This is a genomic window from Paenibacillus tuaregi (genome assembly GCF_900086655.1).
Lineage (GTDB): Bacteria > Bacillota > Bacilli > Paenibacillales > Paenibacillaceae > Fontibacillus > Fontibacillus tuaregi.
In genome coordinates this window covers 4,611,656-4,624,917 of record NZ_LT575476.1, presented here as the reverse complement: position 1 = coordinate 4,624,917, position 13,262 = coordinate 4,611,656, and the positions used below count along the sequence as shown (strand labels likewise).

13 protein-coding genes and 1 riboswitch are annotated in these 13,262 nt (G+C 50.6%); of the genes, 8 read left to right on the top strand and 5 right to left on the bottom strand.

Annotated elements, in window-relative coordinates; translation table 11 throughout:
* Positions 1-298: 298 nt before the first annotated feature.
* Positions 299-1,762, bottom strand: a complete 1,464-nt coding sequence (locus BN6628_RS20780) for an amino acid permease (RefSeq protein WP_068620221.1) — start codon at positions 1,760-1,762, stop codon at positions 299-301.
* 117 nt (positions 1,763-1,879) lie between these two features.
* Positions 1,880-2,075, bottom strand: a riboswitch (Lysine riboswitch).
* Between the two features lie 143 nt (positions 2,076-2,218).
* The gene (locus BN6628_RS20775; protein WP_068620220.1) at positions 2,219-3,352 is read right to left on the bottom strand and encodes a virulence factor; all 1,134 of its coding nucleotides are present in this window, start codon (positions 3,350-3,352) and stop codon (positions 2,219-2,221) included.
* Positions 3,353-3,819: 467 nt separating this feature from the next.
* Between BN6628_RS20775 and BN6628_RS20770 the strand changes: the two genes are divergently transcribed.
* From BN6628_RS20770 to BN6628_RS20755, 5 genes are all read left to right on the top strand, one after another.
* Positions 3,820-5,169: a cytochrome ubiquinol oxidase subunit I gene (locus BN6628_RS20770; protein ID WP_068620219.1), complete on the top strand. Its 1,350-nt coding sequence runs from the start codon at positions 3,820-3,822 to the stop codon at positions 5,167-5,169.
* A complete protein-coding gene (locus BN6628_RS20765) occupies positions 5,166-6,200 on the top strand; it encodes a cytochrome d ubiquinol oxidase subunit II (protein WP_068620218.1) in 1,035 nt (344 codons plus the stop codon). The genes BN6628_RS20770 and BN6628_RS20765 overlap by 4 nt, the downstream gene beginning before the upstream one ends.
* 4 nt (positions 6,201-6,204) lie before the next feature.
* Positions 6,205-6,309: a cytochrome bd oxidase small subunit CydS family protein gene (gene cydS / locus BN6628_RS26980; RefSeq protein ID WP_374706309.1), complete on the top strand. Its 105-nt coding sequence runs from the start codon at positions 6,205-6,207 to the stop codon at positions 6,307-6,309.
* 135 nt (positions 6,310-6,444) lie between these two features.
* Positions 6,445-7,419 (top strand): MBL fold metallo-hydrolase, encoded by a 975-nt coding sequence (locus BN6628_RS20760; RefSeq protein ID WP_068620217.1) that lies wholly within the window; start codon positions 6,445-6,447, stop codon positions 7,417-7,419.
* An 82-nt stretch (positions 7,420-7,501) separates the two neighbouring features.
* Positions 7,502-9,139, top strand: a complete 1,638-nt coding sequence (locus BN6628_RS20755) for an ABC-F family ATP-binding cassette domain-containing protein (protein ID WP_068620216.1) — start codon at positions 7,502-7,504, stop codon at positions 9,137-9,139.
* A 52-nt stretch (positions 9,140-9,191) separates the two neighbouring features.
* Here BN6628_RS20755 and BN6628_RS20750 read toward each other — a convergent pair whose 3' ends face one another.
* Positions 9,192-9,380 carry a hypothetical protein gene (locus BN6628_RS20750; RefSeq protein WP_068620215.1) on the bottom strand — a complete coding sequence of 63 codons (189 nt, stop codon included), beginning with the start codon at positions 9,378-9,380 and terminating at the stop codon, positions 9,192-9,194.
* A gap of 128 nt (positions 9,381-9,508) precedes the next feature.
* On the opposite strand from BN6628_RS20750, the gene BN6628_RS20745 reads away from it, so the two are divergent.
* Positions 9,509-10,414 carry a cation diffusion facilitator family transporter gene (locus tag BN6628_RS20745; RefSeq protein ID WP_187386181.1) on the top strand — a complete coding sequence of 302 codons (906 nt, stop codon included), beginning with the start codon at positions 9,509-9,511 and terminating at the stop codon, positions 10,412-10,414.
* 108 nt (positions 10,415-10,522) lie between these two features.
* Here BN6628_RS20745 and BN6628_RS20740 read toward each other — a convergent pair whose 3' ends face one another.
* Positions 10,523-10,915, bottom strand: coding sequence for a RidA family protein (locus BN6628_RS20740; RefSeq protein ID WP_068620214.1), 393 nt, complete (start codon positions 10,913-10,915; stop codon positions 10,523-10,525).
* A gap of 107 nt (positions 10,916-11,022) precedes the next feature.
* Between BN6628_RS20740 and BN6628_RS20735 the strand changes: the two genes are divergently transcribed.
* Together BN6628_RS20735 and BN6628_RS20730 are read left to right on the top strand one after the other, a co-directional pair.
* A complete protein-coding gene (locus tag BN6628_RS20735; RefSeq protein ID WP_068620213.1) occupies positions 11,023-11,364 on the top strand; it encodes a winged helix-turn-helix transcriptional regulator in 342 nt (113 codons plus the stop codon).
* Positions 11,365-11,513: 149 nt separating this feature from the next.
* Positions 11,514-12,527: a C40 family peptidase gene (locus tag BN6628_RS20730; protein WP_068620212.1), complete on the top strand. Its 1,014-nt coding sequence runs from the start codon at positions 11,514-11,516 to the stop codon at positions 12,525-12,527.
* A 150-nt stretch (positions 12,528-12,677) separates the two neighbouring features.
* Here BN6628_RS20730 and BN6628_RS20725 read toward each other — a convergent pair whose 3' ends face one another.
* A complete protein-coding gene (locus BN6628_RS20725) occupies positions 12,678-13,109 on the bottom strand; it encodes a hypothetical protein (protein WP_068620211.1) in 432 nt (143 codons plus the stop codon).
* Between the last annotated feature and the right edge of the window lie 153 nt (positions 13,110-13,262).

The following is a 13,262-nucleotide window of genomic DNA, read 5'->3' as shown; positions in this document are numbered from 1 at the left end:
CAAGCGGAACGTATAGCTAATATAATAAAAGGGAATGTTCTCAGCTTGGTTAAGCCGGGAACATTCCCTTTTTGATAGAAGAGATCTAAAGCTATATAAAATGAACTTTAGAATTTACCGATCTCAGCGAAGAGAACGAGTGATTCTGAAAGAAGCGGAGCGTCCGCCTTTGTCTCCGAAATACCTCACTGGATATTTATTTCAAGCATTTCGGAGACAACAACGGTCGTAGGAACACTCGTTATCGCAGCGCCCGTGAAGTGTAATCTTCATAAGTTCATTTTATATACTCGCTTGATTAGTCGATATGGGCGCCGGTAGTCAGGTCGCACTGTTCCAGCGGAACAAGCTTCGTGCGTTTCGTCCACTTATAGCCAAGCCATACGATCAGGAACAGCGGAACGCTGACATAGGAGACCAGGATGCCGTACCAGTCGATCCCATTTTCAGAGATGGCGCTAAGGCTCTGGCCAAGAATAACGATAAAGCACAGAATGAAAGCGAACAGCGGACCGAACGGGAACCAGCGGGCCTTGTAAGGCAGCTTGTTCAGGTCAAGGCCCTGAGCCACGTACGCCCGACGGAACCGGTAGTGACATATGGCAATGCCCAGCCAAGTGATGAAGCCGCACATGCCCGAAGCGTTCAGCAGCCAGTTGTAGACTACCCCATCCTGGTAGATGGAGGCAAGAAATGCCGCCATGCCTACTACGGTGGTCAGCAGCAGCGCGTTCATTGGAATGCCGCGTTTGTTCAGCTTGGCGAACAGCTTAGGTGCTTTGCCTTCTTTGGCGAGACCGTAAAGCACCCGTGATGAGGCATACATGCCAGAGTTGCCTGCTGACAGCACAGAGGACAAGATTACAGCGTTCATGACTGAAGCCGCGAAGGCAAGACCGGCCTTCTCAAAGACAAGTGTAAACGGACTTACACCAATATTGTCGACTCCGCTCTTCAATAGATCAGGGTTGGTATAAGGAATGATCAAACTAATAACGGTGATCGCCAGAATATAAAAGATCAGAATACGCCAGAATACTTGGCGGATCGCTCTAGGCACGTTTTTGCGCGGGTTCTCACTCTCGCCCGCAGCTACGCCGATCAGCTCGGTTCCCTGGAAGGAGAAGCCGGCAGCCATGAACACACCAAGGAAAGCAAAGAACCCGCCATGGAATGGCGCATCTCCAATCGTAAAGTTCTTGAAGCCAACGGTCTCTCCACCGAAAATTCCTATGATCATGAGTACTCCGACAACTAGGAAAATAATAACGACCGCGATCTTGATGATTGCGAACCAATATTCGGATTCTCCATAACCTTTAACAGACAGGACATTCAGTCCAAAAATAACGGCCAGGAACAGAAGGCTCCACCAAAACGAGTTAGTCTCGGGAAACCAGTATTTAATAATCATCGTAGCCGCTGACAGCTCGGCGGCGATCGTAATGGCCCAGTTGTACCAGAAGTTCCAGCCCAGCGCAAACCCCAGGGAAGGGTCCACAAACCGGGTGGCATAGGTGCCGAAAGAACCGGAGTCAGGCAGATAGGTGGCCAATTCCCCCAGACTTGTCATCAGGAAGTACACCATGATGCCGACTGCGGCATAGGCGAGCAGGGCGCCTCCTGGACCGGCGGAAGCAATGGCGCCGCCACTGGCCAGGAACAATCCCGTACCGATAGACCCGCCAAGTGCGATCATGGTCATATGACGGGCTCTCAGCCCGGCTTTGAGAGATGCAGGTTCTAATTTGCTGTTGCTCATACAAATTCTCCTTTTGTTCCAATCTGCGAATGTATATCATCCAAGCTGTGAGGAAGTACAAAAAAGCCGCGGAAGAGATTCCGCGGCTTGTGTAACCTTAACCCCGCATCATACCTTCATTAAGATAGCTCAACACGCACATTCCCGTGGTATCGGAATGGCGTGACAGTTCTGTCCCTTTCGGCAACAGCCCCAGCAGATTGCAATAAGGTGGCAATCCACTTCGGCGGCAGTGCCTTTCGGCCGGAATCATGGGCGTCCTTATACGCCTCCTCCGGTCTACTCTTCACTTGCCGCGACCTCTACCTCATCTGAACATAGTTATGATGAGGTGATATTCAGTTATAGCTTCCATCTGATGTTTCAACGCATGAAATATACCTCAGTATAATTCAACAAAATTTGATGTGCAATAGACAATTTATGCAAATAAGCGGGAGCCGCTTAAGATGCGCCTTAATCATTGCGGCGGGCCATCTGCTGCCAGACGGTTCCGGCGGCCTGCTCCCCGGATTCGATCCGCTCCAGCGCCATGCGCGCCTGGAGGCTGACTTCGAATTCGGGATCATCCGCGGCCGCCTCAAGCGCTTCCTTGGCCTCGTCGGTGCCGACTTCGTAGAGGAAGCGCGCCGCCCGCCAGCGCACAAGCTTGCTGCGGTCGGACAGCGCCTCGGTCATCGGCCCGGTTGCCGCCGGGTCGCCGATGTCCGAGAGCGTATCGCCCGCGGTGCGCCGCACGGCGGCCGAACTGTCGCGCAGCGCTTCGAAGAGCAGCGCCATGGCCTCCGGCGTCCTCAGGTCGCCGAGATAAACCACGGCGAGCCGCCGCAGCTGCATCTGCGGGTCGCGGAGCGCCTCCGCGAGCAGCGGCAGCGCCTCTTCGCTTGGCTGGAGCGCATCCAGCGCGGCGTAGCGTACGCGCCAGTCCTCGCTTGCCATGCGCTCCTGCACCTCAGCCAGGCTGAGCTCGCGGCGCTCCTCAACGAATTCGCTCTCGTTGCGGCCGTGAGCAATGGCTTGGCTGATTACACTTGCCAGACGCTCGGGCGGGAAGGCCGCTTCGATCTCCTGTTCGATCTCGCGGGCAATATCTTCAAGCTCGCCATAACGGACGCCGTAATCCACGAGCTTGCGCTCTTTGATCAGGGTGGCGCTGGCGACCTCGGTTACGGCCTGCACGAAGCGGTCAGACAGCGAGATCCGTTCTTCACGGGAGCCGGACTTCACGCGGATCTGCATCGGAATGCCGCGGAAGAACTGCACGAACACTTGAGCCTCGCCAAAGGCCGCGTCCGGGGCCGCCTCATCCGGCTTCCAGGCGGATTCTACGCCTTCCTGGCCGAACTGCTCCTGCACGCTGGCCAGAATGGCGGACCAGTCGGCGCTGCCTTTGCGGTCAAGAGCAACAAAGTCGGCGGTATGGAAGACGCTCTTCACACCCGGGATTCGCAGCATCTGCTGAATCCATGACGGAGCGGAGCGTTCATTGTCGGACGTATATGTCTTGCGCTGACCGGGGGCCAGAGTCTCATCCAGATGCAGCTTCATCGTGTTAGGACTCGGGGTCGGTTCAATAAATACTATCTTCATAGATGAATCACATCTCCTTTAGCACCATTTTACAACAATCTCTGTCGTATTCCCAAGTTCAAGACGCCGAAATTCGCCAATTGCGGCGAAGGAGGTGGAATAAAAAGGAGAGCAGGGCGGAAAACTTATACAAGCGCAAGCTGACTGGAAATGAACGGCACTTCCTGGAGATTGCGGGGAGGGAGCAATGGGATTGAGAGCCATCCTGCCATGCCACACGCGTGCTGGGAGCTGCATGCCAACCCTTGCATCGCGTGCTGGGAGCATCGCAGGGTGCAAGGGTTGGCACGCATTTCCTGGCAGCGACACCTTGGGAAAAGGGAGAAGTAACTTATGTTCTTAACCAAACAGGAGAGAAGGCTGTTGCTGGTCATTCTGATTGTCTCTCTGATTATGCTGGCGGGCACCATCCGCAGCTTCATTCGTTACATGCACTATCATTAAGTCAACAGGAGATGAGAATACCGATGTCACTAAGCGATCCGATCCTGATGAGCCGGATTCTGACAGGGCTTACCTTGTTCGTTCACATTAATCTTGCCGCTATTGGTGTCGGCCTGCCCGTCATGATGGCGTTGGCCGAGTGGAGAGGCATTCGTACAGGCGATCCGCATTATATTCTTCTCGCTAGGTGCTGGGCGCGGGGGTTCGTCATCTCGGTTGCGGTTGGTGTCGTGACAGGAACCGCTATCGGGCTGCAGCTTAGCCTGCTGTGGCCTAATTTCATGCGGATTGCTGGCCGGGCTATTGCGCTGCCTATGTTTATGGAGACCTTTGCCTTTTTTATAGAAGCTATCTTTCTAGGCATTTATCTGTATACCTGGGACCGCTTCAAAAACAAATATTTGCATCTCATGCTGCTGATACCTACAGCCATTGGCTCAACATCCTCGGCCTATTTCATCACGTCGATGAACGCATTTATGAATATGCCGCAGGGCTTTACGCTTAAGGACGGGATCTTCACGGATGTCAAACCGCTGGTGGCGATGTTCAACCCGGCAACACCTACGAAGGTGTCCCATGTCATCGCCTCATCCTATACGGTGAGCGCCTGCCTGCTCGTGGCCATCGCCGCTTTCAGCTTACTTAAGGGCGGGGGGCATGTTTATTTCAAGAAGGCGCTTAAGCTGACCGTGGTGTCTTCCTTCGTGTTCGCTGTGGCCACCGCCGTAATTGGTGATTTCTCCGGTAAATTTCTGGCCAAATACCAGCCGGAGAAGCTGGCCGCGGCCGAGTGGCACTTTGATACCAGGGAGAAAGCGCCGCTGATCTATGGCGGAATTCTGGATAAGAACAATGAAGTGAAGTATGCGATTAAAATCCCTTATGCCCTCAGCATTCTGGCAGGCAGCTCCCCGAATACGAAGGTGATCGGCCTGAATGAGTTTCCGAAGGAGAACATCCCGCCGCTCAGCATTCATTACATGTTCGACCTGAAGGTGACTAACGGTGTGATGCTGATTCTAATTCCATTTATCTATATGCTCCGCAAACGGATTCCGGGAATGCGGGGAGCGGTACCGAAGTGGCTGCTGGTATTGCTTGTTGCTCTCGCTCCGCTTGCCTTCGTAGCGGTGGAACTGGGCTGGTTCTTCGCGGAGATCGGCCGGCAGCCATGGATTGTACGCGGGTATATGAGAGTGTCGGAGGGGGCCACCACCTCGCCGAATGTGTCTTGGATGCTGCTGCTTTTTGTTCTACTGTATCTGGTGCTTTGTGTATCCTGCCTGAAGGTGCTTGGCAAAATGTTTCGTAACAAAAGCGTGGAGGAGGAGCTTCAAGAGCTTTATCCGGGAGGGGAGCGTACATCATGAGTTATGAGATTATCGGAATCACCGTGTTATGGACCTTTCTATACGGATATTTGATTGTCGCCTCCATTGATTTTGGAGCTGGGTTCTTCAGCTTCTACAGCGTACTGACCGGCCACAAGAACAAGGTGCACTGGGTTATTCAGAGATACCTGTCGCCGGTGTGGGAAGTGACCAACGTGTTTTTGATATTTTTTGAAATCGGGCTGATCGGGTTCTTTCCGGATTCGGCTTATTACTACGGCACGGCCCTGCTGGTACCGGGCAGCATTGTCATTATTCTGCTGGCGGTCCGGGCGGTGTATTACGCGTATAACACCTACGGCATTTCGAATAACGGCAACCTGGTCTATATGGCGCTGTACGGGGCAACGGGACTGCTGATTCCCGCAGCTCTTTCCACGGTACTTGCCCTGTCCGAAGGCGGAATTATTGAAGAGCGGGCGGGTCATGTCGTGCTGAAGTGGGCGATTTTTTTCTCCAATCCCTATACCTGGTCCGTGATCCTGCTTGCGCTGGTCTCGGTTCTTTATATATCCGCGATGTTCCTCAGTTATTACGCCCATAAAGCAGGGGATAAGACAGCGTTTGAGATCCTGCGGGGATATGCGCTGATCTGGAGTGGTCCGACCATTCTCGCCAGCGTCTTCGCCTTCTTCCAGATTAATCGGCAGAACCCGGAGCATTTCCAGAACATGCTTCACAGCGCCTGGATGTTCATCGCCTCTCTAATCTGTTATCTGGGTGCCGTTTATCTGGTATGGAGGAAGCGGCATCTCGGCTGGTCTTTCATCCTGGTCATGCTGCAATTTGCTTTCGCCTGGTACGGCTATGGCCGTTCTCACCTGCCTTATGTGTTGTACAAGTATGTGAATATTTACCAGAATTTCACGAATGAATCGATGGCTACGGCGCTTCTTGCCGCTTTCCTGGCGGGGTTCCTGCTGCTTGTCCCGTCTTTGGTGCTGCTGATGCGCTTATTTTTGTTCAACGCCCGGTACATTCGTGGAAATTCGCCGAAGAGAGGATCATAATTGTATGATTGAGTATTTTATGATGATGTATGCTCCGCAAATTGTTGTGGCCGCATCCGTTCTTTTTCTATTTGTGTATGCGGTGAAATATGAGGAACCCCAGGATTAGAGCTGCACGGATGGACTGCTAGCAAGTTTGGAATTCAGGGTAATAGTAGGTTAAGATTAGTTAAAGGCGATTGAATAGGGGAACCTTTAAATAGATATTGGACATTGGGAAATTAGGAAGGGAGGAGCCCTCTTCATGCCCAGACACCGCCTTAATAACATGGATAATGTCAGTACTGACAAGACACTGAAGCAGTTCAGCCAGTGGCGGGAAGAACGCCGCCACAAGAAGAAGGATTATTCTTATGTGATTCCGCACTCGGAGCCAGAGATTGAATATCTGCACCATAATAGGGAGGACACGACGATCACCTGGATCGGTCACTCCACGTTTCTGATTCAATATCATGGCTTAAATATTGTTACGGACCCGGTATGGGCCCCCCGGATGGGATTTCAGCGGAGGCTTGGTTCGCCGGGCATTCCGATCGAACAGGTACCGGAAGTGGATATTATTCTGATCTCCCATTCCCACTATGATCATATGCACGTCTCTTCCATCCGCAAGCTGTACGGACCAAACACAACAGTTCTGGTGCCGGAGGGGCTTAAACGTAAGATAGTGCGCAAAGGCTTCAGCCGATGCCGGGAAATGAAATGGTGGGAAGACCTGAGCCTTCGCGGGGTTAAGTTCTCGTTCGTGCCGACCCAGCATTGGACCCGGCGGACACCGTTTGATACGAACACCTCCCATTGGGGAGGGTTCATCATGGAGATCGATCCCCCGGAGAAGAAGGGGAAGGGGGACCCGGTTATTTATTTTGCCGGAGACAGCGGATATTTCCAAGGATTCAAAGAAATCGGGGAGCGTTACAACATTGATATTGCACTTATGCCCATCGGGGCTTATGAACCCGAGTGGTTCATGACTTCCCAGCATGTGAACCCTGAGGAAGCCATTCAGGCTTTCGAGGATGTCAAGGCCAAAACAATGATTCCCATGCATTACGGCACCTTCAAGCTGGCTGACGATACTGCCAGAGAGGCACTGGACCGGATGGAGGCGGAACGCAAGAGAAGAGGCATTCCTGAGGAGGCAATCCGGGTGCTGCTCTATGGAGAGACCCTTCGTTATCCTAAGCTTAAGCCGTCTGATTCCACCACTCACTGAGGGGTGTTCCCTTTCAGGTGATCTTTTATGCTATAATGTCATGTTAGAAGCGTGATTATAGATAAAAGGATGGTAATGATAAATGATCAGCACAAGTGGTGTAACGCTCCGGTATGGAAAACGAGCACTTTTCGAAGATGTAAATATAAAATTTACGCCAGGTAACTGTTACGGTCTCATTGGTGCAAACGGAGCAGGGAAATCAACTTTTCTGAAGATTCTGTCTGGGGAGATTGAGCCGAACACTGGTGAAGTCCACATGACTCCGGGTGAGCGTATGGCCGTTCTGAAGCAGAACCATTATGAGTACGATGAGTATCCGGTTCTCGAAACGGTAATTATGGGCCATGCCCGCCTGTACAGTATTATGAAAGAGAAAGACGCGCTTTATGCTAAGGCTGATTTCTCCGAGGAAGACGGCCTGCGTGCCGGGGAGCTCGAAGGGGAGTTCGCGGAAATGGACGGCTGGAATGCCGAATCCGATGCGGCGTCTCTATTGATTGGTCTGGGTATCGACAAAGACCTTCATGACAAGAAAATGAGTGAGCTCAGCGGTAATGAGAAGGTCCGTGTATTGCTTGCCCAAGCGCTGTTCGGCAATCCGAACAATCTGCTGCTCGATGAGCCTACGAACCATTTGGACATCGATTCTATCGGCTGGCTGGAGAACTTCCTGCTTGACTATGAAGGTACCGTTATTGTCGTATCCCATGACCGTCACTTCCTGAACAAAGTATGTACGCACATTGCGGATATTGATTTTGGCAAAATCCAGCTGTATGTGGGCAACTATGATTTCTGGTATGAGTCCAGCCAGCTTGCTCTTAAGCTGACCCGGGATGCGAACAAGAAGAAAGAAGAGAAGATCAAAGAACTTCAAGCGTTCATTCAGCGCTTCTCCGCCAACGCTTCCAAGTCGAAGCAGGCTACTTCCCGTAAGAAGCAGCTCGACAAGATTACACTGGAGGATATCCGTCCGTCCAACCGGAAATATCCGTTCCTGCACTTTAAGGCAGAACGCGAAGCCGGGAAGCAGCTGCTTACGGTGGATAGCCTGACCAAAACAGTTGAAGGCGAAACTGTGCTGAACAATGTCAGCTTTGTGGTGAACAAGGGTGACAAGATTGCTTTTGTAGGACCAGACGGGTTGGCGAAGACGACTCTGTACCAAGTGATTATGGGCGAGACGGAGGCCGATTCCGGTGAATACAGCTGGGGGATTACAACGTCCCAGGCTTATTTCCCTAAGGATAACTCCGCTTATTTCGACGGGGTGGACCTGAACCTGGTAGAGTGGCTGCGCCAGTACTCCAATGATCAAGATGAGACGTTCCTGCGCGGTTTCCTTGGACGCATGCTCTTCTCCGGTGAAGAAGCCCTGAAGAAGGCAAGTGTGCTGTCCGGGGGCGAGAAGGTCCGCTGCATGCTGGCCAAGATGATGCTGAACGGGGCTAACGTGCTGATCTTTGACGAGCCGACGAACCACTTGGACCTGGAATCCATCACGGCGCTGAATAATGGTCTGATTGATTTCGATGGAACGATTCTGTTTGATTCTCATGACCATCAGTTCATCCAGACGATTGCGAACCGGATTATCGAGATCACTCCAAATGGGGTAATCGACCGTCAGATGTCTTATGACGAGTATCTTGAGAATGAAGAGATTCAAGCTCTCCGCAAGGAAATGTATCCTGCTGGAGCACTGAATTCCAAATAAACAAAAATGCTGTCCTGTAATTTACAGGACAGCATTTTTTTTAACTTAAAGCTTATGATCCGCCTGTGCGGCGGCGTTGGTTGTTTGGCTTTTTGACATTCTGGCTTTTCAAGGCCTTCGGGTTGTTAGGGTTACCTGGATTCTGCTTATTGGCAGCCTGGTTCTGCTTCTTCTGCTGCAGCTTAAGCCTCATAGCTTCAGCCAAATCGATTTTTTTGGGCTCTTTATTCTCTTCCGTCATCGTCTTCATCTCCTTTGCTTGATGGGAGCGCTGATCTTATTTTATACGTTTTTAAAAGGTGGGACAACGGGAATAATGGATATAATGGTTTTTGCATTGTTATTACAGCAGGTGCGGAGGTGGCTCTGATCGATACCTATCAAGAAATCAAGCAGGGGGAGCGTGGAGCTTGGATCAGCATAGCTGCTTACCTGCTGTTATCCGCTTTGAAGCTGATCAGTGGTTATTTGTTTCATTCCAGTGCGCTGCTTGCTGATGGCTTCAACAACGTAACGGACATTATTGCGTCGACCGCCATATTGGTCGGCCTCCGGATATCCCGTAAACCGCCAGATTCAGATCATGCTTATGGTCACTTCCGGGCTGAGACTGTAGCTGTGCTGGTGGCTTCTTTTATTATGGCTACGGTGGGCATTCAGGTACTCATTGAAACAGGGCGGGGCTTGTTCGAAGGGAAAAAGACTGCTCCTGATCCGCTGTCCGCGGTGGTGGCCCTGGTAAGTGCCGCGGGCATGCTTGGCGTCTATCTGTACAACCGCAGGCTGGCCAAGCGGATTAACAATCAGGCGCTGATGGCAACAGCGAAGGACAGTCTGTCTGATGCCTTCGTAAGCATTGGAGCTGCGGTGGGAATATTCGGAGCTCAGTTCGGTCTTCCGTGGCTGGATACGGTAGCGGCTATCGGAGTAGGGCTTTTGATATGCTGGACAGCCTGGGGGATCTTCAAGGACGCCACCCACCGCTTAACGGACGGCTTTGATGAGAATGAGCTGCATGACTTCCGGAGCTCAATTGCACGTATTCCCGGTGTGGAGGCATTAAAGGATGTAAAGGCGAGAGTACATGGGAATCATGTGCTGGTAGATGTGGTCATTGAAGTTGATCCTGAATTGAGCGTGGCGGAAAGTCACGAAATCAGCGACCGGATTGAGGAGCGGATGAGCGAGCGCCACAATGTCATGAGCGTGCATGTCCATGTGGAGCCGAAGCAGGAGGAGGCTGTGCCGCTGGTGACAGCCAGAAAGGACAGATGATCATAGGAACAGACCAAGATTGTTGCTCGGACCATCTGCTCCACATTAATGGGCGGTCGGCTCTTTTGAAGCTGACCGCCCTGTGCTGTTTTTTTAACTGCATCCGTATTAATTGGTGTGTGCGACGGCGCGGATTTCAATCAATTGATGAGGGAATGCCAGGCCTGATACGCCGATGAGGGTCCCGGCAGGCCGATGGTCGCCTACATACTCTTTAAACAGAACGACAGCAGGCTCGAAGTGCTGTTGTGGATTGGTCAGAAAGATTTCCATCTCTGCGATGTTAGACCTTGTGACCCCGAATCCCGCCAGCACACGATCCAGATTCTCCAGCGTCTGCCGGGCCTGTGCCTCGAAATCACCCTCTCCGACAAACGTGCCCTCCATATCGTGGGAAAATTGTCCAGAAATATAGATAGTACCGTTAACACTGTAACCTTGAGTGACGCCAAAAGCTTCTTCCCATGCAACACCGTGATTATAAATTTTTGTAGTTGTCATTTTGCTCTCTCCTTTACTCTTAAAGTATGGCTAGTATAAACTGAGCATAATAAAAAAAGTAGTACGCACTTTTATGATAGGTACTACCCGAAAGGATAGTGTAAAGGATGAGCATGGCTGAATATAAAGGTAAAGTTAAATCTATTCAGGATACCCCATTTGGGTATACAGTGGCAGTAATCGGTGGTAAATGGAAGATGGTTATTCTTTACCTTCTAGCAGAAAACCAACCTGTTCGCTTTAATGATTTGAAAAGACAAATAGGGGCCATTACTTATAAAACTTTGAGCTCACAACTTAAGGAATTGGAGGCGGATGGCTTGGTGAGACGGAAAGAGTATCCCCAAGTTCCTCCTAAAGTCGAGTATAGCCTCACAGATAAAGGAGAAACTCTATTGCCGGTTATGGAGAGTTTGTGTGAGTGGGGAGTGAAAAACCAAAATAGTTAAGAGGGTAGTAGGTCTTTTGGTCTATTCAGCAAGCGCATAATCGAGATAAAGATGTGAACTTCGGCATATGCAATCTTCCCTGAGGATTACCGATAAATTGGACAGAGTTTATTTATCAGACATCCAAGACCACTCAGGGAGGACTTATCATGAAGAAAAGCTTGGCCGTAGGAGTACTTAGCACTGCATTATTATGTTCCTCGGGGTTTATGTCAGTATCACATATTCAAGCGGCATCCGCAGCTGTGCAAAAAACGTCCTTAACGGGAATCATCCAGTACGGTGTCAATTTTAGATCAGGTCCTTCTACATCCTTCAAAATTATCAGACTGCTGAAGACTGGGGAAACCGTAACTATTCTGGATCAATCCAATGCCTATTTCTATAAGGTAAAGACCTCAGACGGGAAGACGGGGTATGTCAGCAGTTCAGAGAAGTACATAAAGCTGAACAAGGAGACTACGGTGAAGCCGGGTAATTCAGGCGGCAGCGGGAATAAGGCGAATGCAGGCAGTAATACAGGGAATATCGGAAATAATGGAAGTTCCGGCAGCAGCAAATCAGGGAATGCCGAGAATAGTGGAAATCCAGGTAGCAACAATACAGGAAATGCTGGCGGCTCTGGGGGCTCCGGTGGCTCTGTGAACCCCGGGGGTTCCACGAATCCCGGCGGAGTTGGAAACGCGGACAATTCCAATGCTTCCAATGCCCAGGATGAACGCGATGCCAAATTGGCGGCTCTATTCGATACAGGCAGGAAGTATCTGGGCACTCCGTACGAGTACGGATCTGACCGGAACACTACGGAGACCTTTGACTGTTCGGACTTTGCCAGAACCATTTACCGCGAAGCGCTTGGCATCATTCTGCCTGCCGACTCCAGATCGCAAGGCCAGTGGATCAAGGATAACAGCCAGGCCGTTTATGATATTAAGGATCTTCGGCCAGGAGACCTGTTATTCTTCATGAGTAATCAAGGATCTTCTGACACGGCCTATCAGGATATAGACAAGAGTACGGAGCGCATCACCCATGTGGCTGTGTATATGGGGAACGGTCAGATGATTCAAACCTATTCCGTTGCTTCAGGCGGCGTCCGCATAGATACACTGTCCGGCACTTGGGTGAAGAGATTCCTTTTCGGAGGAAGTGTGCTTCAATAAAATACAGATCATAACAAAACGCTTCACCCGTTTAGAGGAGTATTTCCTCAAAGGGTGAAGCGTTTCAATTTTGTGTGGTTGCCATCCGGTTGGTTTGCAGTTATGTAAACTCCGGGGCTATTTTTTGGCCAGAAGATGCTTTATGTTATATTATTTAGTATATTCTGGTGCCCAAACCCAGCCTTTGCCGAGCCAAGTGTAGATTTCAACCCAATTGCCAATGATTTGGCCTGTTGGTTCGAGAACTTGCGGATCGAGCTTGCCCCATGCTTGGCCGTTAGGATCTTTATAGAAAGTAGTAATTTTGGTGATTTCCCACTTTTTCGGAGGGTTTACAACAACCAGATCAGGAACAATAACCGGTTTGGACACTACAGGTGTAGACGTAGATGTCGAGGTATTGGTTGTAGTTGTAGTTCCGGTTGTAGGTGTAGTGCCAGTTGTGGTTGTGCCGTCAGCAGTTGTCGTAGTAGTTGTTGTAGGTGTAGTAGTTCCTGTAACAGGAGCAGTGTCGGCAGAAGCTGCTGTCGCGAATGCTGCAGATAAAGCCAAGGAAGCTGTGATTGCTGCGATTTTTTTCATGGTATTTCCTCCCTAGGATAAGTTTGGTGTATATCTTATATATTTTTAAATAACCCGCCAAGCGACCTAAGAATCAAATTTGTGTAAATTTTTTTGTGCCTGCTGTTTTTTGTTATGATTATGTAAACAAGTTCATAGAGAGAGAGTGGAGAA